We start from the raw sequence: 25253 nt of genomic DNA on the forward strand, positions 1-25253 counted from the left end.
TAATGTCAAAACATAAAAAACCGAGGCTTAAACCTCGGTTTTTTCATTCATTTCAGCTTCAAACAGTATTTCAAAATGCTTTAACAGTTTCTCTTTAACCTCTTCCAAATTAACTTCTTTCTTACCTAATTCTACATTTAATGAAGTGACCGCTTTACCTTTAATACCACAAGGAATCATCATATCAAAATAACCTAAATCGGCATTTACATTCAATGCAAAACCATGCATTGTCACCCAGCGTGACGCTCTCACGCCCATAGCACATATTTTACGTGCAAACGGAGTGCCAACATCTAACCACACTCCTGTTTCACCTGGTGAACGTTCAGATTTTATGCCGTACTCTGCTAAAGTTAAAATGACCATTTCCTCCAGAAATCGAAGGTACCTATGAATATCGGTAAAGAAATTATCCAAATCAAGAATAGGATAACCCACTATTTGTCCGGGACCATGATACGTAATATCCCCTCCTCTATTTATCTTATAAAAAGTGGCTCCTTTATCTGCCAAAACTTTTTCATCTACCAAAAGATTGGAAATATCTCCGCTTTTACCTAGAGTATACACATGTGGATGTTCTACAAAAAGAAAATGATTGGGAGTATCTAAATTCAACTCCTCTCTCCTATTCCGTATTTTAAGGTCTAGCGTCTCTTGAAACAATTGTTCTTGATAGTCCCAAGTTGCCTTATAATCTTTAAGACCTAAATCTTGTACTTGCACCTTCTTGTTCATCTTGCAAAGATACGAAAAGCAATAGGCTATTTTTCTAACTCTACCTCAATGACCATAGATTCTGGATCCTTCATCATTTCCAAGAAATTTACCTCATGTATCATAGTTTTACCATCCATAGAAAATGTAGCTTCTTCTATATTGGTAGATTTTACACGCTTTGGAAAATGATATTTAAAGGTATAAGTCGAACCTGACAAGAACATTTCTGCTCCCGCTAAACTATCTATACTATTAGCAAACAAAGTTTGATCTAAAATTATAGTCTCTCGCTTAAATTTATTTCTCTTAAAACTATATTTCACTTGTGTTGCTTCTTCGGTAGCTCCACCAGGCATAGATTTACCTCCGGAAATAGGACCAATAGCACTTGCACTTTGAAAAGAATTAAAAGCATCGTTGACTTCCGTTACGTTCTTAAAATCGGTATACATATCAAAGTTCATAATTCCGTTTTCCGCATCAACTTTCATATGCAGCTTAAAAGGCTCTAACCTTTTTAATTTTGCTTGTTGTTCTGGTGACAATTTAGCTATACTATCTTTCTTTTCTATCAATAAATCTTTAAATACCAGCGTAGAATCTATTACCTCCTCTAATTTAGTAGAGTCGGTTTCTGGCAACATTTGTAGCATTTCACCGCCATCAAAAGCTATACTCATTTTACCTGAACCGTTCTCGTTGAAGTAAATTTCTTCTGTAAAATTACAGGCAACAAAAAGTACCGTTATTATAACAGCTGTGAAAATTTTTAAAAATTTCATGAAAGATTTTTCTAATTAGGATTGTTTAAAATGACCAGTGCAGCTATTACACCCGGCACCCAGCCACAAAAAGTTAAAAGTAAAACAATTAGAAATGACCCACAACCTTTACCTAAAACCGCTAAAGGAGGAAAAAATATGGCGAGCAATACGCGAATTAAACTCATTTGATTATAATTTTGATTGATTGATGTACCTTATACGTCGCAAGTATAACTACTTTGTTACAAAAATCGATCTTAAAACATTCATTATTCAACCAATGCCTAGAAACTTAATATTTATTGGTCTGCTATTTTCTTTAACCATAGGTACAGCACAATACAATTTTAAAGGTCAAATTGCAGAACCACAATCGGGCAAAACCATTTACCTTTCCATCATAGAAGACTACAGAAGGTTTGATAAAATATCGATGGAGCAGATATTAAAAAAAACCTCCACGGACTCATTGGGCTATTTTAATTTCAGTGGAGACAACTTATTGGATCAAAACAGAGTCTATAGAATACATATTGATGATTGCTCTGAGTCTAACGCTAATACTGCTCATTTTTTTGGCAGTTGCGAGTTCAGTAAAAGAATTTTATTTATTGCCAAAAATACCGATACCATTACTTTCCCTACTTCATTTGATAACGAAGCACTTTGCGAAATTACATCTACCAATACTACATCTTCTGTCTTTTTAGATATAGATGTATTAAAAGAGCAAATGGCTTTCGACTTTAATGAATTTAGAAGTAGTGCCAACAATAGATTAAATTCTAAAAAATGGTTTTCCACGTTACAGGATTACTCCAAAAAAACAAACGAACCGCTGGCAGAATTATACATTTTCAGCTTTTTGTCAGATAAGAGAAATGAAACATATTCCTATTACCTTAAAGATATTTTAAATTCAAACTATTATAATGACCTAGCAGAACGGTTATCTGCTACATATGCAGATGCACCATTTACTGAACTATACATCAACGAACTAAACATCGACCTTCAAATTGCCCAACAAAACACAGCTCAATTCAATTTATGGAAGTGGTTGCTTCCTTTATTATTGACACTTTCTCTAGGCTTAAATGTTTATTACATTATAAGACATAGAAGCAATGCAAAAAAAGAACAAAATGATTCTTTTTCTAAATTAACAGAACAAGAAAACAACATTGTAAAACAAATTCTAGACAACAAAACCAACAAAGAAGTAGCTACCGCTATGTTCATAAGTGTTAGTACCGTAAAAACACATATTAACAACATTTACAAGAAATTAGAAGTAACTTCAAGAGAAGAAATAAAGCAGCGCTATCAATAAATTTTAAAGTTCCACCTGGGGTCTAGTACCCATTTCCACCCACATATAACAAACTTTCGTTAATAATTTCAAGAATTTTCCGGTCTAATCTTAAACCGAAAATCATGAAATTATCATTTCTAATTATTACCTTATTTTTAAGTTACACTAGTAACATCCGCGCTCAAAAAACCATTCAAGAAGTAAAAATCGATAATCAACAACCATTTTTAATTGGAGAAATTACTGTAGATGCACTTTCATCTAACACCTATAAAACATGGTTTCAACCTAATTTTAATGATTATAAAACTGATGATGAGAAAGTTAATAGCATTAAAAACAAGATAAACGATTTAAGAATTATAATTTTTATGGGAACATGGTGTGGCGATAGTAAACGTGAAGTACCCAGATTTCTTAAAATTCTAGAATCTGTAGATTACCCAAAAGAATATTTAAAAATAGTTGCTCTTGACAAACGGAAAGAAAATTATAAGAAAAGCCCACAGGGCGAAGAATGGGGATTGAACATTCGAAGAGTTCCCACCTTTATATTTTACAAAAACGGACGAGAAATAAATAGAATAATTGAAACACCCATTAGAACCCTAGAGGATGATATCTTGAAAATTGTTTCTGAACAAGAATACATTCCCAATTATGCCTCATCATTACATTTTGATTAAGGAGCTCCATAACAAACAACTTGAGGATAATTGAGTATTTTATAGTTTAATAAAACCATTTAGATTTCTATTACGTTAGATAAATATGACATACTCCAACAAGTTTTTTATCATTCCCTTACTAGTTTTTCTTTTTACCATAATACCGTCTTGTAGCCAGAACGAAGAAATTAGATCTGAACAAATAGCAGAAGACACTATCAATCTGGAAACGATAACTTATTTAGCTCTTGGAGATAGTTATACCGTTGGCGAAAGTGTTGCTAATGGCGGGAGTTTTCCGGCTCAACTAAGTGCTAAAATTGAAGAAAACAAAAACTATAAAGTCAATACAACGGTGATTGCACAAACAGGATGGAGAACCGATCAACTAGTGTCATCAATTGGTGGTCGTGAATCTGGCGATTATAATTTAGTTACGCTACTCATAGGGGTTAACAACCAATTTCAATCTAGACCATTTTCACAATATGAATCTGAATTTACCGAACTTTTAAACAAAGCTATCAGCTTCGCTGGCAATGACCCCAACAAAGTAGTAGTGCTATCAATACCAGATTATTACTACACACCTTATGGGCAAAGCAATGGCAGTGAACGAATTTCTGTTGAACTTGATAGATATAATGATTTTGCCAAATCTACGGCGAAAGAGAAAGGCATTACTTTTCTAGATATTACTGATCTCACCAGAAAAGGAATAGAGGAACCTGATCTGGTTGCTAGCGACGGTTTGCACCCTTCTGCCCTAGCTTATGAAAAATTTGTTGAAAGACTCTATCCTTTAGTGTCTACAAGATTGAAAGATTAATACATATCGATTATATTTGCCAGCTAAATAAACGACGGCATGCAATTATCGGAGCAAGAGCTTATCAGAAGAGAAAAATTGGAAAAATTAAGAGCGTTAGGTATTAATCCTTATCCTGCTGCTTTATATCCTGTAAATTCTACATCAGAAAGTATTAAATCTGACTATGAAGAAGGCAAACAGGTAATTGTTGCCGGTAGACTTATGTCTCGTCGTATTCAAGGTAAGGCTTCTTTTGCCGAGCTTCAAGATAGTACCGGTCGTATTCAAGTTTATTTTAACAGAGATGAAATCTGTACAGGAGATGATAAAACCTTGTACAACGATGTCTATAAAAAATTATTGGACATTGGTGATATCATAGGTATTGAAGGGGATCTCTTTACTACTCAGGTTGGTGAAAAAACCATTATGGTGAAAAAATTTACCATGTTGAGCAAATCGCTTAGACCTTTACCATTACCTAAAAAAGATGCGGAAGGTAAGGTATACGATGAATTCAATGATCCTGAATTACGTTACCGTCAACGTTATGTTGATTTGGTAGTTAACCCAAAGGTGAAAGAAACCTTCATTAAAAGAACTAAAATCACCAATAGTATTCGTGAGTTCTATAACGATAAAGGTTACCTAGAAGTTGAGACTCCTATTTTACAACCTATACCTGGCGGTGCAACTGCTCGTCCGTTTTTAACGCACCATAATGCCCTAAATATTCCTTTATACTTAAGAATTGCCAACGAATTATATTTAAAAAGATTGATTGTTGGCGGATTTGATGGTGTCTATGAATTCTCTAAGGATTTTAGAAACGAAGGTATGGATCGTACCCATAATCCAGAATTTACGGTAATGGAACTGTATGTAGCCTATAAAGACTACAACTGGATGATGGATACTACCGAAAAATTACTGGAAAAAATAGCTATGGATGCTAACGGAACTACTAAAATAACCGTTGGTGATCATGAAATTGAATTTAAAGCTCCGTATGCACGTGTACCGATTCTTGAAGCCATAAAAATACATACAGGTGTTGATGTTGCCGGAATGCCCGAAGATGAGCTTCGTGAAACCGCTAAAAAGTTAGGATTGGAAGTGGACGAAACCATGGGTATCGGTAAACTCATCGATGAAATTTTTGGTGAAAAATGTGAGCACCATTACGTGCAACCAACATTTATAACGGACTACCCAAAAGAAATGAGTCCGTTGACCAAAGAACATAGAGACAACCCAGCATTGACCGAGCGTTTTGAACTTATGGTAAATGGTAAGGAGTTGGCAAATGCCTATTCTGAGCTTAATGACCCAATTGATCAAAGAGAACGTTTTGAAGAGCAATTGAAACTTTCTGAAAAAGGTGATGACGAGGCGATGTTCATAGACCAAGATTTTCTTAGAGCTCTTGAATATGGTATGCCCCCAACTTCCGGTATTGGCATTGGTATTGACCGTTTAGTAATGTTGATGACCAATAATGCTTCTATACAAGAAGTATTGTTTTTCCCTCAAATGAGACCAGAGAAAAAACCGCTACAATTGTCTGATAACGAAAAGGTGATTTTCGATATTTTAAAGACAGAGAAGAAAATGGAACTTACCGTACTTAAAACGAAATCCGATTTAAGCAATAAGGCTTGGGACAAAGGTATTAAAGGCATTACAAAACAGCAATTAGCCAAAATTTACAGGGAAGAAGATGTTCTTTTTGTTGAAATCTTAAAATAGCCATTTAGTGTAAAAACAAACTTCCCCCTTTAATTTTAATTATTATGGATTTAATTCAACTAAATCAAATCCTGCAGGGAAGAGGCAATAATACTAAAAGTATACAAAATGAGGAGATTGATGTCACCGATACTTTTATCAATGGAGATACAATATCTCCGACTATAAACACAATAACCTTCAAAAACTGTAGTTTTAACGGATTAGAATTTCATGTATATGGTATTATTAAACCAAATCTCAAAATTAAATTCATTGACTGTTCGTTAAATTGTAAAACTATTTTTGAAAAATGCACACTTTATAGCCTGTATTTTATTGATACAGAAATAATTGACAGATGTTTCGAAATTAAATCTTGCAATCTCAAAAGACTAGATTTAACTTCCAGATATGAACAGAATAAAAAGCATTTAAGTGGTTCTTTCTTTATAGAAAATAATACAATACTTGAACATGTAAGTTTTGAAAATTTAGTCCATAAAGATGGAGTGTTTGAATTTACAGAAAACTCTATTGGAGGCAACTCATTGAAATCAACTCCTATAAGTAAGTCTGAAATTAGCTTTAAAAATGCAGAGCTTAATAATTGCGACTTATCAGATTCTAATTTTGGTGACGTATCAATTTTTGACAATGCTAATTTCAGAGGTCAAAGATCTTTCCTAAGCAACAATTCTGAATTTAACAAAGCCTTTTTTAATAATGTTAATTTTGGCAAAACTTTGTTATTCAACGGTAGCATATTTAAAGACATTGTCATCTTTAATAACTGCTCAAATTTATCAACAACGGTTGGTGATTTTTCTGGCTGTACTTTTAGAAAAAATTTATTTTTTGATTTCTCTAAATTCAATGATTTAACTTTTAAAAATGTAAGTTTTGAAAGAAATGTTTCATTTGCTAATTGTATACTTAACAAAATAACCCTGAATCAAATTTTATTTGAAAAAGTAGCATTTTTCGACAATATTGAGATACTAGATTTGAAATTATGTAGTAAAGAAACTCTAAGGACAATTAAGCAAGAATTACAAAAATCAGACAATCGTATTGATTATAATAAATTTAAAGTCTACGAACTTGAGGCGCATAGGGCTGAATTAAACAAAAAAGATTCGTCAGATAAATTTATTCTTTGGTTAAACTCAATTTCTTCAAATCACGGTACGAATTGGATCAAGTCTATTAGGTTTACTTTAATAGCCGCTCTATTATTTTATCTTATTTATTTTGCATTCGAAAATTTGAGCAAAGATTTTGTAATAAATCACGAATCAATCAACTATTTTATTACCGGTTATTTTAAGTATTTGATTCCAACATATCAATCTCCTTTTGAAAATGGACTTTCTAACGGGCTATTTTACGTACCATTTCTAATTGGAAAAATAATTATTGGATACGGCTTATTTCAAACCATTGTATCATTTAGAAAATTTAGAATATAATAAAAAATAGTAGCTTAGAAGCTGGCAAAACCAACCAGCATGAATTTAAGTAGTAAAATAGGTCTAATAATAGGTCCTATCGTATTTTTTATTATCATTCTTTTACCTAATGTATTCATTTCAGAAAATGCAGATGCAGTAATCGCCGTTGCACTTTGGATGGTTATTTGGTGGGTTACCGAAGCGGTTTCCATTTCCGTAACCGCACTTTTACCCCTGCTACTATTTCCAATTTTAAAAATTATGCCCGTTGGCGATGTTGGCGCTAACTACGGTAGCCCAATTGTATTTTTATTCTTTGGAGGTTTTGTAATGGCCCTAGCTTTAGAAAAGGTAAACCTACACAAACGTATTGCCCTTAACATTATTAAACTTACCGGAACCACTGCCAATAAGGTGGTGCTAGGCTTTATGATTGCAACCGCGGTACTGAGCATGTGGATCAGCAACACCGCAAGTACGGTAGTTATGCTACCCATAGCCATGTCTGTCATCAACTTATTGATCGAAGATGAAGATGGTTTCACCAAACGTGACCGTAATTTTGCCCTAAGCGTAATGCTGGGCATTGCTTTCTCTGCTAATGCAGGAGGTATAGCAACAGTTATTGGAACCCCACCAAATTCCGTTTTAATCGGCTTGTTGGAAAACGAATATAACATTGAAATCTCATTCTTAAAATGGATGGTCATAGGATTGCCATTTTCCCTGATCATGATTTCCATTTGTTATGTTGTATTGGTAAAAGTGTTTTTTCCAACTCAAAATTTAAAGTTCAGAGCTTCTAAAACCATTATCCAAGATGAATTGCATAAACTGGGTCCTACTTCTGGCAAAGAAAAAATGGTCTTGGTAATATTCGCGGTTACTATTTTTCTATGGGTATTTAGAACATTGATCAACTCCATGTTTCCCAGCTTAGGGCTTTCTGATATGCTCATAAGTATGTTTGCGGCTATTGCACTATTCACATTACCTTATAATCTAAAAAAGGGTGATTTTATTTTAGAATGGAAAGACACCCAAAAGCTAGCTTGGGGAATTCTTATATTATTTGGCGGCGGACTTTCCCTTGCCAATGGCATGTCAGTATCGGGTATTGTTGATTTGGTAGCAGAACTTATTGGGCAAAGCAACCTTAGTATTTTGTTCACCGCATCGTTATTGATTATTTTAATGCTATTCATGACAGAAATAATGAGCAATGTTGCACTGGTAGCCGTACTAGCCCCAGTTGTCGCCGGTATTGCCATAGGTTTGGGTCTACCCATCACTTATTTACTAATTCCTATCACCATTGCCAGTAGTTGTGCCTTTATGCTTCCTATGGCTACACCCCCAAATGCCATTGTGTTTGCCAGTGGTTTTATAAAAGTTCATGAAATGGCACGTGCCGGTGTTATTCTTAATCTTATAGCCGTACTCTTATTGATATTATTATTTCAATTCGTGCTTCCGCTGTTATTCTAATGTAAATTTTACCAAAAAATAAAGCCCTTGCGAATAGCAAAGGCTTTATAATCGACTAATTCAGAATGAAAAAATGTTTATTCCTATTTAAAAGACGCCAATAGTTCTCAATTGTTACATATAGGGTTAAGAAATTATTAACTATTTGTTCCAGATATTATTTCAATCTTTGGAAGATTACCTAACTAACTCACAAATGAAAAGAAATTTACTCGTAAAATTAGTACTGTTAATTTGTGTTTTTGGCTATCAAAATGCCGAAGCACAAATTTTTAAAAAGAAGAAAAAAAATACTGAGCAAGAAGCCAGTAAATCATCAAAAGACAAAATTCAACCTTACAATAAGGTCATTACTAAAGATGCCGTAAGTGATACGGGACTTTTTACTACCCACGTAGTCGATGAAAATCACTTTTTTGAAATTCCAGATTCTCTCTTCAATAAAGAAATGTTGATGGTAAGCCGTATATCTAAAACTGCTTCGGGCATTGGTTTTGGTGGTGGAAAAATAAATACCCAAGTACTACGTTGGGAAAAGAAAGACAAAAAAGTATTGCTTCGCGTGGTTTCTCATGATGTGGTAGCGGCAGACTCATTACCCGTTCATGAGGCTGTGGTCAACTCTAATTTTGAGCCGGTACTGTTCTCTTTCGATATAAAAGCAATAAAGAAAGATTCAGTTAACCCTGCAACTGTAATAGAAGTCAATGATATGTTCACAAAGGATACCAAAGCCTTTGGTATGCCCAACAGGTACAGAAAAAGATACAAAGTATCTAGGTTAGACGAAGGTAGAGGATACATTGAGTCTATTAAAAGTTACCCATTAAATGTAGAGGTACGCCACGTAAAAACATACTTGGCCAGTAATCCGCCAAGCAATTCTACCCTAGGTTCAATTTCTGTAGAAATTAATAATTCTATGGTACTTCTTCCCGAAGAACCTATGAAGCGCAGATATTTTGACGAAAGAGTTGGCTGGTTTGCAAGAGGTCAAGTTGACTATGGTCTGGACGCTCAAGAAAGTAAAACCGTTAAATTCTTAGATAGATGGCGTTTAGAAGTGAAAGATGAAGATGTTGAGAAATTTAAAAATGGTGAACTGGTCGAGCCTAAAAAGCAAATTGTTTACTATGTAGACCGAGCTACACCTAAAAAATGGGTGCCTTACATAAAACAGGGAATCGAAGATTGGCAAACCGCTTTTGAAGCTGCCGGTTTTAAAAATGCCATTATTGCAAAAGAACCCCCTACTGAAGAAGAAGACCCAGAATGGTCTCCAGAAGATGTACGTTATTCCGTAGTACGTTATTTAGCCTCGCCAATACCTAATGCGAACGGACCTCATGTTAGTGACCCAAGAAGTGGTGAAATATTAGAGTCCGATATTAACTGGTACCATAATGTAATGACCTTACTGAGAAACTGGTACTTTGTACAAACTGCTGCTATTAATCCTGCGGCTAGAGGCGTTTCTTTTGATGATGAAGTTATGGGTCGCTTAATTCGTTTTGTATCTTCTCATGAAGTAGGGCACACCTTAGGTCTACCACATAATATGGGTAGTAGTGTTGCATATCCTGTAGACTCCCTACGTTCTAAAACATTTACCAACAAATATGGAACGGCACCATCGATCATGGATTATGCGCGTTTTAATTACATAGCCCAACCTGGTGATGAAGGTGTAGCCCTTATGCCCGATATTGGAGTTTATGATAAATACGCCATTCAATGGGGCTATAAACCTATTTTAAATACTACGGCTGAAGAGGAAAAAGCAATTTTGGATAAATGGATCCTAGAACATGCCGGCGACCCTCTTTATCGTTTTGGACACCAACAAGTGGGCGATATTGTAGATCCAAGTTCGCAGACCGAAGATTTGGGAGACGATGCCATGAAAGCTAGTGAATATGGTATTGCCAACTTAAAAAGAATTGTACCCAAATTAATAGAATGGACCGCTGAAGACGGTAAAAACTACGAGGACCTTGATAAACTGTACGGACAAGTTTTTGCCCAGTTCAATAGATATATGGGGCATGTTTCCAATAATATTGGTGGCGTCTATGAAAACCATAAGACTTACGACCAAGAAGGGGCAGTGTATACTGCAGTACCTAAAGAACGTCAACAAAGAGCCATGACTTTTCTTCAAGAACAGTTATTTGAAACTCCTACGTGGATGCTAGACAAAGAAATTTTGGAACGTACGGAGTATTCGGGCTTCTTAGAGCAAATGCGCTCTATGCAAGTTCGTACGCTTAACAATGTACTTAGTTTAGGCAAAATGGCACGTTTAATTGAAAACGAGACCGTAAACGAAGATAATTCTTATTCTTTGGTACAAATGATGAGCGAATTAAGAAAAGGAATTTGGTCTGAAGCCAGATCTGGTAAAGCCATTGATACTTACAGAAGAAACCTTCAAAAAGCCCATATTGATCGCTTAGCATATTTACTGACAGCAGAAAATCAAGGTAAAGCTTCAGATTTTGGTGGCTACAGAAAATCAACAGTTGTCAACACTAGTCAATCTGATATACGCACCATTGCAAGGGCAGAATTGAACATTTTAAAACGAGATATTAGAAATGCCCGTAATAGAACTTCAGATATGATGACAAAATATCATTACGACGATGTTTCTGAGCGTATTAACGATATTTTAGACCCTAAATAATTAGCTGCTGGTAGCGCTAATATTTCAATCATATCGATGAAAAACCAATATCATCGATGAATGAAATGTATATACCACACATTAAATATTCTAGACATCAAAAAAAGCCCATTACACAACAATGGGCTTTTTCATGCGTTTATCTTTTTTAGATTAGTAAAGAATTTAAAACCCCCAAATCATGACCAACAAAATAAAAAGTCTTATTTACCTAGCTTGTTTCATCTGTGCTTCTGTAGTATACTATCAAAGCACAAACGAAACGGCACAAGAAGAAATCGTAACAAATACTTACGAACAAGAAGCTGATATAGTTATTAACCCTTACAAAACAATGGAGGGAAGGACTCAGACGAATTAAAAAAATTTCAGAACAAAACCTACTTAAAAGCGCGGCCTAAAAGCCGTGCTTTTTAATTATCAATACTTTTGTTTTTCCGTTAAAAAACTATTAAATACTCATTGCCGTTTAAACCAATCTGTAAAATTCATGTCAAAGTAACAAATACATAAAAAAATAAAACATGAAAAAATTAGTAATGGCCATATTAATAATGGCAGGCATAACTGCAACGGCACAAGATCACCAAAGAAAAGGAAAAAGAGGTGACATGAAAGATTTGACCCCTGAACAAGTAGCTACTATTCAGACAAAAAAAATGACATTGGCCTTAGATCTGAACGAGTCTCAACAGAAAAAGATTAAAACGATCTTAACGGAAGATGCCACGGCACGTAAAGCAAAAATGGAAGAAAGAAAGGCAAATAAAGAAGAAGGTAAAAAACTTTTGACTTCCGAAGAAAAGTACCAGATGGAGATTGAGCGTTTAAATCATCAAATTGCACGTAAAGAACAAATGAAATCTATTCTTAATGATGAGCAATTTAAAAATTGGGAAAAAATGGGCCATAGAAGAAAAATGCGCGGCAAGGGCAAAAACAGAGATACTAGAAAAGAAAAACGCTCTGCCAAAGAATAAATATTCAATATTTGAAACAAAAAAAGACCTGCTTTTAGTAGGTCTTTTTTACTTTTAATCGATATCTCTCACCAGCCCAAATACCTTTACAAACAGCGTAATACGTTTAAATGATGCATTCATGGATGAAAATGCTTATTTGACCAATAAATTTTAACCTGCTATCATTATGGTTGTACTTAGAATGTTCAAATTGAAGACAAAATATAAAAGTCCCAGATTAGAATTTAAGATACCAAGCAATGATAGCAAAAAAAATAGGTTATTTATCCCTACTTATAGCCTTAAGTCTTTTAACCGGTTGCCAACAAGAACTTTACAAGTCTAACAACAAATTCAATATTCCGGAAAAAAGTACCGAAGAACCTTTGGTTCAATTTCTTATAGAACCTACTAACTACAGTGCCATTTTAGAAACCGAAAACTTGGCCAAAGCTTTTGACTACTCTAAAATTGCACATAAAACACTTTGGGTAAACCAATTTAATGAAAAATTGAATATTGCCCCTACCACAAGGGTTGTAACCGTTCATGAAACAGCTGGTCTTAGCACCATGGCTATTGACAGCCTATTAAAGTTCGTTTCAAAAGGTGGCACCTTGTTTATTACCAAAGCTGCAAAAGACGAGCGTATGTCATACTTTTTTGGAATGACCCCTGGTGCTGATTGGTCTACGAACAAAAAAGCCTCTGGTCTTTTTTTCAATAAACCTTTATTTCCTGGTATGCAGGGTCGTGGTTTTAATAATAAAACCACACATTTAGGTTTTGAAAGTTCTAATTTTTCCAATAACGTTAATGTATTGGTATCTGCATATAGCGACAATGAATACCCTGTGCTAATAGAAAACCATATCGGCAACGGTAAAGTTATTTTATACAATTCATCTCAAGTACTCAAGAAAGAAATGAGAGGGTTATTATTTTCCGCAAGTTTACTTGGCTTAGAAGGTATACCCTACCCTATTGCAAACATCGGCACACTTTTTTTAGACGACTTTCCTTCAGCTATGTATGATGAAAAAGGAAAAGCCATAACTTTAAAAAACGGCGAAACAAAGTCCCAGTACTTGAAAGGAAACTGGTGGCCAAAAATGAAAAAGCTTGCACAAGAAGAGGATATTAAATATTCTGCCTATGTTACGTTCAATGCGGATGACAAGAATACCGGCAAAGCAAATTTTAAAAGTTGGGATCAAACAGGAATATTAGACGGTAAAAATGAAGATGGCACAAATAAATGGATGACCAATGAATTTACAAATCGCGGTCATGAACTCGGTTTTCGCGGTTACAACAACCGTCCACTATCTAAAAAATTATGGCAAGACACTGATATTATTCTCGATAACACAAAGGCATCAGCAAAAAAATGGGAAGAGCATATTTCTAAAACCTTACCCACGTCATATGTAGCTCCAAACAATCAAATAGATAGCTTAGGGCTAGTATCACTTAAAAAAGGATTTCCTAGTTTAAACTTTGTACATACTTCATTTTTAGGCGATTTGTATGAAGGTGGCAATAGAGAGTTCGATCCAGACCCCTTGAACAATAGATTTTTTGATTACCCGCGGTTAAGTAGTGGCTTTACTATTTCAGACAATGAGCTATGGGCTATAGAATCTACTTATTTATATACCGGTATATGGTCTCATGCATTAAGTACTGAAGACGCTATAAATGTAGGAGATACAAATAGTGCCATCAATTCACTTGAAAACCATATAGTAGATTATAAGAACAGACATCCACAAATGCTATTTTTAACGGCTAAAAAATCTACAGAGGCGGTTATGGATTGGCGTTACCAAAGTATTCGCCATCTGAGTTATGAAGGGCAATATGAGGTTTCTAGCTCCTTAAATTCAGATGCCAACAAAGATTCATATTGGTTAATGTATGTTAGTGAAAATAACAATGTAAAAGTGCATGAAAAATTGTTTTTTGACCAAGCAGAGTTTAGTGCCACCCCATTTTTAAACGGTTTCTTGTACAGTATTAAAACTAAATCTCCCAACTTGAGTGTGCCAGATATAAGACCAGAAATAAGAACATTGATAGGTACAACCTCAACTTTGATCACTAAAACCGATAACGATTACAAAACTTATAACAAGAGTAAACAGACCTTGGTGCCATTGAAAAAGAAAATTGATCGCCTAGTTGTGGAAGAAAAAAACGAGGAGGCAACTAGCTTAATGGAAAAATTATTTGAGGATAATAAATTCATTAATAGCCAAGAAATCGTTACTTACGCAGAAGTTATGGAAGCACAGGGTAAAACCGATGAGCTTTGGTCTCAACTGAATGATTTGTACCTAAAAAATCCGTCGAGTTCTTATGCTGAATTCTCTAAAGATGTTAGTGATGTAAGTAATTATCCTTCACCTGCTATAAAGAAAATGTGGATGGAAAGACAAATGGAATGGGGACAAAACGATAAAGAACTTCTTAAAGAATACTATCAAAGCTTCAATACAGAAGATAATTTTGAAGTCATTGAACAAGTGTTGGAAGTATTACATACAATTGAACCTACCGAAGAGAATAAAATAAAATATTATGAATTCTTAGTGGCATCAGATAATGACGACTTACTCAAGAAATTAGACGAAATAGAACCTTGCAGTATCTCCAATAAAGATCTAGCTACTTCAATTAGTCAAGTATATGCCGATAAACTAAATTTTAACAAGGCAGAGTTATGGCAAAAATGCGGTAACATTTCCCCAGAGGTAGTTAAAGAATGGAAAGAAAAAACAAAGACTATCGAAAGCAAAAAATTTACCGATTTTGAATACTACCTAAGATATCTTTTGGTTAATGACCCTGACAAGGCACTTGAAGAAGCACAAGATATAGAACCTTGTAGACCAGATTTAATAAGACTTTCTAAAAACATTGCGCTTTTATTTGCCCAATACTCGCAATATCAAAAAGCATTGGATTGGAGTACGTGTACAAACACTATATCCATCAAGTATATTCTAGATTGGAATCTAGAATACGCCAACGGTAGGTATTTAAAACAAGTGTACGCCAAACATATAGAAAAAAACCCAAGAGATTATAATACCATGAATCATATGGTAAAATTGCTATTGTTAAAAGGTGATGTTGATGGCGCGGGAAAAATAGCTATGGATATACCGCAGAATAAAATTGACCCAGATTTTAAAATTGCATTTAACAATGAGGTGAAGTCTGAATCTAATGAGAAGCAATCTTTATATATAAGCAAATACAAAGTTTTAATGGATGATGCTATTGTAAAAAAATCTGAAATTGAAGCTCGAAAAAAGAAAGGTCATTCTATTGGGCTTACTTCATCTGCCATTGCCGATGAATTCAACCCCACTTTATTTAATAATGCTTTTCATTTTGGGTATTATAATAAAAAACTTGATTTTCATCAATTCTCAATTGTTCAAGGTACAGCATATTCCGTACTAAAAGATACGCTGATAGCTAATGATATTGACCGAGATTTATTGGGTATAGCTTATCTATATAAAACGGAATCCAATAAAGAAAAACCTTTTTATGTTGGAGCAAAAGTAGAATTGGATAATTTTAACAAGGTATTCTTTCACTTTAATACGGGCATAGATTTTATAGGTTACAACAGCAAATCATCACTAGCTTTAAAAACTCACCCGGTTACAACCGGACCTGGTTATGATTTAAACATCTACGACATACAGGTAAAGGCCACGCAAGAGTTTGAATATTCAGCAAACTTAAACCATGAGTTTTACGTAAAAGCAGATTATTATACAGATAGTCAATATTACGCTATTGGTGGTACGCGTGTAGAATACAATCTATTAAACCTTGATAAATTTAAACTAGGACCGTTAATTGAAGGGGCTTACGGTGTTGGTTCTGAAGATCGAAGAGACGGATTTCCATATTGGTTGACCGAAGATAGGCTTTTTGCTGGCGGAGGTTTGCAATTTCAAATCGGTAACGAGGATACAGACTTTAATTGGAAAAGCGATTTCTCACTTTTTGCGGAACAAGATGAAGATAGCTTTCAGCGTTATGAAGGCGAACTTTCATATAGGATAAAGAATTTCACCACTGTAAATTTAAATTATACCTACTTTACCATAGATCAGTTTTTCTCTAATGCAGTTCAACTAGGTATTCAATATAATTTTAAATAAAAGATATCTTCGTTTAAACAAAAAGAGTCCTCAATAGAGGACTCTTTTTTTTATCATTTTATTAACCTTAAAGCTCTATTTCTCTAAGGGCATTGATGGTTGCATCTAAGTCTTCATAACTTAAGGCATCGTTTAAGAAGTAACTTTCAAATGCACTTGGAGGCAGATAAATTCCCTTCTCTAGCATGCCGTGAAAATACTTTTTAAAAGTTTCGTTATTTCCCTTTGCAGATGTTGCAAAATCGACAACTGGCTTATCTGTAAAATGAACAGAGATCATACTACCGTATCTATTAATTTGATGTGTTACCTTTTTCTCCGTCAATACCTCGGCAATACCTTTATGAAGATATTCAGTTTTCTTTGCTAAACTATCAAACACTTCGGGATTATTATTCAGCTCTGTCAACATCGCTAAACCTGCGCTCATTGCCAGCGGATTTCCACTTAAGGTACCCGCTTGATAAACTGGACCATCAGGCGCTAGAAAATCCATTATTTCAGTTCTTGCGGCAAAAGCTCCTACTGGTAATCCACCTCCAATAACTTTACCATAGGTAACGATATCCGCCTTAATATTCAATACTTCTTGTGCCCCTCCTTTTGCCAAACGGAAGCCTGTCATCACCTCATCGAAAATCAACAAAATTCCTTCTTCGGTACATATATCGCGAAGTCCTTTTATAAATTCATCCGAAGGTATAATACAACCCATATTACCTGCTATAGGTTCTATTATAATGGCTGCCAGTTCTCCTTTGTTGGCATTTACCAATGCCTTTACACTGTCAAGATTATTATAAACAGCCAATAATGTATCTTTTGCTGTGCCTTGAGTTACACCCGGACTATTTGGACTACCAAAGGTAACGGCACCACTACCCGCTTGTATTAAGAACGAATCTGAATGACCATGGTAACAACCAGCAAATTTTATAATCTTATCCTTTCCTGTAAACCCTCTAGCCAAACGAACAGCACTCATACAAGCCTCGGTACCACTATTAACAAATCTGATCTTATCCATATTGGGAACCATAGAAATAGCCAACTTGGCTAGCTCTGTCTCAATCTCTGTAGGCATACCGAACGAGGTTCCATTTTGAGCCTTTTCTACCACTGCATTAATTACCGGCTCATGGGCATGTCCTAAAATTAACGGTCCCCAAGATGCTATATAATCTATAAGCTTGTTACCATCTTCATCGTATAAATACGCTCCTTTTGCTTTTTTAACGAAAATTGGATCACCGCCAACAGCTTTAAATGCACGCACCGGAGAATTAACACCACCGGGTATATATTTCTTTGCCTCAGCAAATAAGGCACTACTTCTTTGATAAATCATATGTTCTATTGATTTTTACTACTTTTTTACTTTAAGCGGTTGACCTATAGATAGATCAGAACTACGTAAATTGTTCATTTGCATGAGTTCATCAACACTTAAATAATATTTTTTTGATAAAGAGTACAACGTGTCTCCTTTTTGTACCGTATGTATATTATCCGCATCGGTAACTACAACCGTATTATCTGTATAGCCCGCCTTTTTTATTTGTTTGTCATATTTATGCAGGTCATACTTTTCAATTAAATAAATTAACTTCTGCGGGTACCTTGGGTCTGTGGCATAACCCGCTTTGCGCAAACCTCTAGCCCAGCCTTTGTAATCTGTATGTTTTAATTCGAAAAGAAAAGCATACCTGGACCTAGTGGTCAAAAATATGCTGTGATCCCTAAAAGAATACATGGGGTGATTGTATTTTCTAAAGCACTCTCCCTTTTCATCATCATCATGAAAATCATAATCGCCTTCCCAACCTTTATGACATTTTATACCAAAATGGTTGTTGGTCTTCATAGCCAACTCGCCCTTTCCATTACCACTTTCCAAGAGTCCTTGAGCTAAAGTTATGCTGGCAGGAATACCATAACCCATCATTTCTAGCTGAGCAGTTTCGGCAAATGTTTCTATATATTCTGCAGGTGAATCTATCTTAAACCTTATAAACTTAGAAGGCTCCGCTGGTAATTCTGCATTGTCGGAGTTTTTTGAAATATCTTTATTAGGATTTCTTCGTTCATTTTGAACATTCTTAGTTCGTAATTGATCCGAATATCTTTTTTTAGATTTACAAGAGGTTAGTGCAACACCCGCCAACAAAACCAATAAAATTATCTTTTTCATATATGTAACAAAGGTAAATTTTTCTTTTTCAGTATACTATTCATACCAGTAATACCTTGTAGTCCTCCAGTATGTATTGCCAAAATTTTGGTTCCCGGGGCAAAAGTATCAAGCTTGATCATTTGATACAAACCAAACATCATTTTTCCCGTGTAAATAGGATCTAGGGGTATTTGTGTTTTTTGCTTGAAGTCATTAATAAACCGTACCAATTCCTCCGTTACTTTGGCATATCCTCCAAAATGGAAATCATTGTTTACTTCCCAATTCTCTTTCTTTACCATCTTTTGTATCTCAGCATTTAAGAAATCACCTTTTAAAGCCGAAAACCCGATGATGCGTTGTTGAAGAACCGAAGCATTAATTACCCCAGAAACGGTACCACCAGTACCTACACTGCAACAGATAATATTAAATTGTTCGTCATTTTGGGTAATAATTTCTTCACAGCCTTTAATTGCCGAACTGTTTGTTCCCCCTTCTGGAACCAAATAGAATTCTCCAAACTCATTTTTTAACCGTTCAATGAAATTCTCTTCTTCTTTTTGCCGGTACGCTTCCCTGCTAATGAATTTAAACCGCATACCATCTTCATGGGCTTTTTGTAATGTAGTATTCCGTTGCCATGAATTCTGCAGTTCTTCGCCACGTATTACCCCTATAGCTTTCAATCCATTTTCTTTAGCAGCATAAGCTGTTGCCGCAATATGATTGGAATATGCTCCACCAAAGGTCAAAATAGTGCTTTTACCCTGCGCTTGGGCTGCAAGAATATTGTATTTGAGTTTTCTAAATTTATTACCTGATATAAACGGATGAAGTAGATCTTCGCGCTTTATTACTACTGTAATATTTTTTTCTGCGAATAACGGTAGTTCAACAAATTGATTTATGCTTTGCAAAAAGGGCGAATTTTAGCGCCAAAGATATTTAATAAAGCTAAACGTTCTTCTATTAGACAAATAATCCATATCATTTTCATGCATATATGCCTCTCTCTCGAAGCTTAGGTTTTGATATGCTTTATAAGTATCCAAATAACAAATGGTTCTAATTGCCCATTCTGTTAGATAAAGGACATAAAAAGGAAGAATCAATAATTCTTGCTGCTGACGCAAATGAATTTTCTCGTGATTTATTAGTACATCGTCATTTTTTAAACTTCCATTTTTTAGAAATATGAACGGCCATAGTGAAAGACCCACATAGTTTTTATAGAAGAAATGTCTAAATACCAGAATCATAGAAATACTTTGACAATAGAAATACAAAGATAAAGCCAAAAATAGTTCAACTAAAGAATACTGGTTTTTATTGCCAACAAAACCGATTAAAGGTTCAACCTTGGCTTAAGCACTTTTAACACTAACTTCAGCAATATCAAGAGCAACGTTATCAACAGAAAGGAGTAACTTTATATTCCAAAACAGGAACAAAGAGCATGAAAAAAATAATTCCGATCGAGGAGGGAGATTTTTACTGGTCTGAGAACGGATATAGAGTTTTCACCCAACAATACCACCTAAAGAGAGGTTATTGTTGCGAAAGTGGCTGTAGGCATTGCCCATATGGTTATGACGCGAAAACCAACACACAATAAATTTTTAACATAGCTCGGCATGATATTTGTAAATATTTTCAATAGAAAAAATAAGTACTTAAAATATATAACGTTATGAAAAACATCAAATTACTTGGCTTACCCTTGCTACTTTTAGTTTTTATTTCATCTTGCTCATCGGTAAGTGTTCTGTCCGATTACGACCAAAAAGCTGATTTTAACGGCTACAAATCATATGCATTTTATAAAACAGGTATAGATAAAGCACAGATTTCCGATTTAGATAAAAAGCGTATTCTACGTGCCATAGAAACCGAAATGAGCACTAGAGGATTTGTAAAATCTGAAAACCCCGATCTATTGGTAAGTATTTTCACCAAAGAACAAGAACGCGTTGATGTTTACAATAACAATTACGGCTGGGGCGGAGCTTGGGGCTGGGGATATAACCCTTGGGCCTGGGGACCTGGTTTTGGCTGGGGAGGCACTAGTGTAAGCGCTAGCACACAAGGCTCTTTATATATTGATTTGATTGACAACAAAACCAATGAGCTGGTTTGGCAAGGTAAAGGCGTAGGAACCTTATCAAATACCAGTAATATTGCTAAAAAAGAAGAACGCATCAAAGAATTTGTTTCTCAGATACTAGAACAATATCCACCTAACGCTGTGGCAATGAAATAAAACATTCTTGATATTAAAAAACGGACTTATAGTTTCTATAAGTCCGTTTTTGTATCATAACCCTTATAACAATGGAAAATATGTACTGTTTTTCACTTCATTTAGCACAAATGCACTTTTTACGCCACCAATACTAGGTAATGAAGCTATCTTAAATTTAGCAAAATCATAATAGGCATCTAAATTCTTAACGACTACTTTAAGCAGAAAATCGAACTCCCCACCTACCACAAAGCACTCTACAACCTCTGGATATGTTTTTACCTGCTCAAAGAAATCATCCATCATGGCGCCTTTTTGTGCTTCCAAAGACACAAAACTAAAAACGGTAATGCTATCCTCAATTTTATCCTTATTCAAAATAGCTACATAGTTTTTTATAAGCCCATCTTGCTCAAGCCGTCTTACCCGTTCATAAACCGGTGTTTTTGTTAGTCCTAACTGTTCCGCTATTGATTTAGCACCTGTTTTAGCATCCTTCTGCAAAATCTTTAAAATCTCCCTATCTATATAATCTAATTTTTCCATCATAACTTTTTCCTTAATACCCAATTCAATTCATCCTTAAAAAGTATTATTTCCTTTATTAATACATTTAAAAAGTAATTTTCACCAAATTAAATAATATTAACAAAAAATTGATCTATAAATTATATATTTAATAGAATTAATTTAAGCTTTAACGATTATGAAGCAGGGCAATACTACGTATGAAAGCAATCCAATTTTGGACAAACTTCCTAAGCATTTAAGGCAGTATATTAAGCCCCAAAATTATGAGGACTACACGCCCATTAACCAAGCCGTATGGCGTTATGTTATGCGAAAAAATGTAGATTACCTTAGCAGGGTTGCACACAAATCATATACAGAAGGATTACGCAAAACCGGAATTTCTATAGACAACATACCCAACATGTATGGTATGAACCGTATTCTTAAGGATTTGGGTTGGGCTGCGGTTGCCGTTGATGGCTTTATCCCACCCGCTGCGTTTATGGAATTTCAAGCCTACAATGTACTGGTCATCGCTTCAGATATTCGACAGTTAGAAAACATTGCCTATACCCCCGCACCAGATATTATTCATGAAGGTGCCGGTCACGCTCCTATTATTGCCAACCCAGAATATGCTGCATACTTAAGACGTTTTGGAGAAATTGGATGTAAAGCCATTTCCAGTGCAAAAGATTTTGAGCTGTACGAAGCTGTTCGTCATTTATCCATCATAAAAGAAGCCAAAGGCACATCGCTTATAGAAATTGAAAAGGCCGAAAAGCATATTGAGCACTTACAAGAAAACATGGGTAAACCCAGCGAAATGGCACTCATAAGAAACCTACATTGGTGGACGGTTGAATACGGACTTATAGGTACTTTAGAAGATCCTAAGATTTATGGAGCGGGACTACTTTCTTCTATCGGAGAAAGCCAATGGTGCATGACCGACAACGTAAAGAAACTACCTTACTCTATTGAAGCGGCAAGAACATCTTTTGATATTACCAAACCACAACCTCAACTATTTGTAACGCCAGATTTCGCTTTTTTGAGTCAGGTGTTGGAAGATTTTGCCAATACCATGGCATTACGTACTGGGGGACTCTCTGGATTGCAAAAACTCATCAACTCAAAGGAATTGGGAACTATTGAGCTTAGTACGGGGTTACAGATTTCCGGTAATTTTGAGTCGCTTATAGAACACAACGGAAAACCCATTTACTTTCAGACCAAAGGAAAATCTGCGCTTGCCTACAGAGAAAAAGAATTGGTTGGTCAAGATGTAAGTCAACATAGAGCTGGTTTTGGATCCCCTATCGGTAGACTTAAAGGCATCAATATTCCCATAGAAGATATGAGTCCGCGTGATCTTAAAGCCTATAAAATATATGAGGGAGAAATTGTTTCTTTAGATTTTGTTGGCGGAGTCAACGTCACAGGAAAAATAGTTACCGGCACACGTAACCTTCAAGGTCGTATCATTCTGATCACTTTTGAGAATTGCAAAGTAACCCACAAGGGAACCATTCTTTTTGAATCTAATAACGAGTTGTACAATATGGCGATCGGGGAAGAAATTGTTTCTGCCTACCACGGCCCGGCAGATTTAAAGAGTTTTGACCTCTTAGACCATTCATTAAGTACCAATACTACAAATGAAGGTAAAGAAGACCTGGGCGAACTAGAATCCTATTACAAAATGATAAGGGATTTTAGAGAGGGAAAAAACACTATTATTTCAAGAACAAAAGTATTTCAAGAAATAAAGGAAAAGTACCCTACGGATTGGTTATTGCCCATTGAAATTTACGAGCTTGCCGTAAAAAGTAATGAACATACATTGACCAAAAGTATTGAAGAACACTTGGAAAATATTAAACTTGACCAACCCAATTTAGGACAATTAATTGATGACGGCCTAGAATTAGCTACGGTAAAATCGCTGGTTTGATCCCTTGCAAACCCTCTAAAGATTCAATAGTCTGTTCTTGGTACGTTAGTCGCCAACCCATAGAATTGGTAAGAATATAGAATTTTTGCAATTCGCTAATCAACCTATTCTCTGCATTACTACGCAGTGCAGACGCTTCTACTTTTTTCATTAAAGAAGCTTTTACGGTTTTCTTGATCTTGTTATAATCGGCAGCATCAAACTGGTTCAAGTAATCTGCAGTAACGTCGTAGTATTCAAAATCCGGATTTAGGTTAATTTCCGCTTCTGGTATGCTATTAATTTTCACTGTTTTGGTTGCTTGATCCACTTCAAATTCAATCTTACTTAAATCATAAGCTACCGTTACATCAGCATTTACTACAACCAAAGCCTTTTTTTCCGCTCGCAATAACGGACCAAAAAGTTCTTTCGAGTCTTTATAATTATATACCTCGGCAAAATGACCCTCTGTAACTATTAGCTTGGATACATTGGTAATTTCTTGCTGAATAAGCATAGAATTTTCCTCTAGAATAGATTGATCCTCTTTTCCATCATTACAGGAACGTATAATCAAAACAACCGCTAAAGTAATCAGAACGCCAGCTACAAATTTTTTCATGCTTTTGAAATTTCGAAATCCATAAAAGGATATGCTTTCCGTATATACGCAATCTTTTTGCTTAACGATGTTAAAAATTTTTGATGTGCTTCACTTTCAGGATTAAATGGTCTATGTTGCAAACCGCGCTGAACCTCATCAACTTTTTTCATGTCATCGGTAATACTATCGTTGATCCACACCTCTACAAACTTTTCCCAAATATAAGCGATTGCCGTTTCGTTTGGGTGGATCATATCCTTGGCATAAAAGCGGTAATCCCTAAGCTCATCCATCATAATTTCATAGCTTTCAAAATACGAAACACGAGGTGAAAAATTTGAAGTTTCAATAGTTTGATGTATTGCCGAAATAAGATGCGCTTTACTTCTTTGATTTTCTACAAAGCCGTCTTTTAAATGCCTAACAGGAGAAACCGTAAAAATTACATGAGTTGATGAATTTACAGATTGTATTAAGGTAATCATTCGCTTTAAACTCTCTCTCACCTCATCAACACTCAATAACTCTTTTGTAAAATTGGTTTGAGGTACCTTATGGCAATTAGCAACAATTTCACCGCTATCTCTATTACGATACACCCAAGCCGTGCCTAAAGTAATTATTACATGACTTGCCACTTTTAATTGCTCAGCAGTTTGATCTAAGCCCGTATTTAAATCTACGACCAGTTGTTCTTTGGATGGGTTACTTATACAGGAATGCGCATCAAAACAATGCCATTGCTCATTCGCTTGGAAGACGATCCCTTCGTTGAACGTTTCTTGAGTTAAAGCTTTTTGAATCAGCTTTTCAATTGCCAAAGGATGAAACAAAATACCAAACGGATTCTGTAATCCTTGAAATTTGTAATGCGATAGCTTAGCCCCAATATTTTCTGAAAAACAAGAGCCCATTAGTAACAATCGGCTTGAATAGTCAATTTGATCGTTTGCTTTTGATAATGGTATTTTGGTTAAGAGATTCATTTAT

The 25253-nt window shown here is 35.1% G+C and carries 22 protein-coding genes; 12 read left to right on the forward strand and 10 right to left on the reverse strand.

What is annotated here, in order from left to right; all coding sequences use genetic code 11:
* Positions 1-27: 27 nt before the first annotated feature.
* From lipB to EXIGUO8A_RS03805, 3 genes are read right to left on the reverse strand one after another with little or no spacing between them, the layout of a single operon-like run.
* Entirely contained in the window at positions 28-741 is a 714-nt protein-coding gene (lipB, locus tag EXIGUO8A_RS03795) for a lipoyl(octanoyl) transferase LipB (protein ID WP_159301982.1), read from the reverse strand.
* A 26-nt stretch (positions 742-767) separates the two neighbouring features.
* On the reverse strand, positions 768-1505 hold the full coding sequence (locus tag EXIGUO8A_RS03800; protein WP_201304103.1) for a hypothetical protein: 738 nt from the start codon (positions 1503-1505) through the stop codon (positions 768-770).
* 11 nt (positions 1506-1516) lie between these two features.
* A complete protein-coding gene (locus EXIGUO8A_RS03805) occupies positions 1517-1672 on the reverse strand; it encodes a YqaE/Pmp3 family membrane protein (RefSeq protein WP_074669928.1) in 156 nt (51 codons plus the stop codon).
* Positions 1673-1767: 95 nt separating this feature from the next.
* Here EXIGUO8A_RS03805 and EXIGUO8A_RS03810 point away from each other — a divergent pair, with 95 nt between their 5' ends.
* The 9 genes from EXIGUO8A_RS03810 (at position 1768) to EXIGUO8A_RS03850 (ending at position 16789) form a co-directional block, all read left to right on the forward strand.
* The gene (locus EXIGUO8A_RS03810) at positions 1768-2820 is read left to right on the forward strand and encodes a helix-turn-helix domain-containing protein (RefSeq protein WP_159301983.1); all 1053 of its coding nucleotides are present in this window, start codon (positions 1768-1770) and stop codon (positions 2818-2820) included.
* Between the two features lie 104 nt (positions 2821-2924).
* Entirely contained in the window at positions 2925-3488 is a 564-nt protein-coding gene (locus EXIGUO8A_RS03815) for a TlpA family protein disulfide reductase (RefSeq protein ID WP_159301984.1), read from the forward strand.
* Positions 3489-3573: 85 nt separating this feature from the next.
* On the forward strand, positions 3574-4299 hold the full coding sequence (locus EXIGUO8A_RS03820) for an SGNH/GDSL hydrolase family protein (RefSeq protein ID WP_159301985.1): 726 nt from the start codon (positions 3574-3576) through the stop codon (positions 4297-4299).
* Positions 4300-4338: 39 nt separating this feature from the next.
* Complete coding sequence (gene lysS, locus EXIGUO8A_RS03825; protein ID WP_159301986.1) at positions 4339-6030, forward strand: lysine--tRNA ligase; 1692 nt, start codon at positions 4339-4341, stop codon at positions 6028-6030.
* Between the two features lie 44 nt (positions 6031-6074).
* The gene (locus tag EXIGUO8A_RS03830; protein WP_159301987.1) at positions 6075-7481 is read left to right on the forward strand and encodes a pentapeptide repeat-containing protein; all 1407 of its coding nucleotides are present in this window, start codon (positions 6075-6077) and stop codon (positions 7479-7481) included.
* Positions 7482-7520: 39 nt separating this feature from the next.
* A complete protein-coding gene (locus EXIGUO8A_RS03835) occupies positions 7521-8951 on the forward strand; it encodes an SLC13 family permease (protein WP_159301988.1) in 1431 nt (476 codons plus the stop codon).
* 196 nt (positions 8952-9147) lie between these two features.
* Positions 9148-11637 (forward strand): zinc-dependent metalloprotease, encoded by a 2490-nt coding sequence (locus tag EXIGUO8A_RS03840; RefSeq protein WP_159301989.1) that lies wholly within the window; start codon positions 9148-9150, stop codon positions 11635-11637.
* Positions 11638-12161: 524 nt separating this feature from the next.
* Positions 12162-12617, forward strand: a complete 456-nt coding sequence (locus tag EXIGUO8A_RS03845) for a lysozyme family protein (RefSeq protein WP_159301990.1) — start codon at positions 12162-12164, stop codon at positions 12615-12617.
* Positions 12618-12859: 242 nt separating this feature from the next.
* A complete protein-coding gene (locus EXIGUO8A_RS03850; protein WP_159301991.1) occupies positions 12860-16789 on the forward strand; it encodes a DUF2194 domain-containing protein in 3930 nt (1309 codons plus the stop codon).
* A 67-nt stretch (positions 16790-16856) separates the two neighbouring features.
* Here the strand turns inward: EXIGUO8A_RS03850 and hemL are convergent, their stop codons facing one another.
* Genes hemL through EXIGUO8A_RS03870 form a run of 4 tightly spaced genes read right to left on the reverse strand, consistent with a single transcriptional unit; the run spans position 16857 to position 20224 of the window.
* Positions 16857-18137: a glutamate-1-semialdehyde 2,1-aminomutase gene (gene hemL / locus EXIGUO8A_RS03855; protein WP_159301992.1), complete on the reverse strand. Its 1281-nt coding sequence runs from the start codon at positions 18135-18137 to the stop codon at positions 16857-16859.
* A gap of 18 nt (positions 18138-18155) precedes the next feature.
* Positions 18156-18980 carry a glucosaminidase domain-containing protein gene (locus EXIGUO8A_RS03860; RefSeq protein WP_159301993.1) on the reverse strand — a complete coding sequence of 275 codons (825 nt, stop codon included), beginning with the start codon at positions 18978-18980 and terminating at the stop codon, positions 18156-18158.
* Positions 18977-19882, reverse strand: coding sequence for a 1-aminocyclopropane-1-carboxylate deaminase/D-cysteine desulfhydrase (locus EXIGUO8A_RS03865; RefSeq protein ID WP_159301994.1), 906 nt, complete (start codon positions 19880-19882; stop codon positions 18977-18979). Before EXIGUO8A_RS03865 ends, EXIGUO8A_RS03860 begins: the two co-directional genes overlap by 4 nt.
* A 12-nt stretch (positions 19883-19894) precedes the next feature.
* Positions 19895-20224: a hypothetical protein gene (locus EXIGUO8A_RS03870; protein ID WP_116770979.1), complete on the reverse strand. Its 330-nt coding sequence runs from the start codon at positions 20222-20224 to the stop codon at positions 19895-19897.
* A gap of 197 nt (positions 20225-20421) precedes the next feature.
* Between EXIGUO8A_RS03870 and EXIGUO8A_RS03875 the strand changes: the two genes are divergently transcribed.
* Positions 20422-20580 (forward strand): DUF5522 domain-containing protein, encoded by a 159-nt coding sequence (locus EXIGUO8A_RS03875; RefSeq protein WP_159301995.1) that lies wholly within the window; start codon positions 20422-20424, stop codon positions 20578-20580.
* 75 nt (positions 20581-20655) lie between these two features.
* Entirely contained in the window at positions 20656-21225 is a 570-nt protein-coding gene (locus EXIGUO8A_RS03880; protein WP_159301996.1) for a DUF4136 domain-containing protein, read from the forward strand.
* A gap of 63 nt (positions 21226-21288) precedes the next feature.
* Here the strand turns inward: EXIGUO8A_RS03880 and EXIGUO8A_RS03885 are convergent, their stop codons facing one another.
* Entirely contained in the window at positions 21289-21756 is a 468-nt protein-coding gene (locus EXIGUO8A_RS03885; RefSeq protein WP_159301997.1) for an Lrp/AsnC family transcriptional regulator, read from the reverse strand.
* Positions 21757-21913: 157 nt separating this feature from the next.
* On the opposite strand from EXIGUO8A_RS03885, the gene EXIGUO8A_RS03890 reads away from it, so the two are divergent.
* Positions 21914-23677, forward strand: coding sequence for an aromatic amino acid hydroxylase (locus EXIGUO8A_RS03890; RefSeq protein WP_159301998.1), 1764 nt, complete (start codon positions 21914-21916; stop codon positions 23675-23677).
* On the opposite strand, the gene EXIGUO8A_RS03895 is transcribed toward EXIGUO8A_RS03890, so the two are convergent.
* Together EXIGUO8A_RS03895 and EXIGUO8A_RS03900 are read right to left on the reverse strand one after the other, a co-directional pair.
* Positions 23655-24281 (reverse strand): DUF4230 domain-containing protein, encoded by a 627-nt coding sequence (locus EXIGUO8A_RS03895; protein ID WP_159301999.1) that lies wholly within the window; start codon positions 24279-24281, stop codon positions 23655-23657. The two genes, EXIGUO8A_RS03890 and EXIGUO8A_RS03895, sit on opposite strands and share 23 nt — an antisense overlap.
* On the reverse strand, positions 24278-25249 hold the full coding sequence (locus tag EXIGUO8A_RS03900; protein WP_159302000.1) for a GSCFA domain-containing protein: 972 nt from the start codon (positions 25247-25249) through the stop codon (positions 24278-24280). Before EXIGUO8A_RS03900 ends, EXIGUO8A_RS03895 begins: the two co-directional genes overlap by 4 nt.
* Between the last annotated feature and the right edge of the window lie 4 nt (positions 25250-25253).

Source organism: Maribacter litoralis (genome assembly GCF_902506355.1).
Taxonomy (GTDB): Bacteria; Bacteroidota; Bacteroidia; order Flavobacteriales; family Flavobacteriaceae; genus Maribacter; species Maribacter litoralis.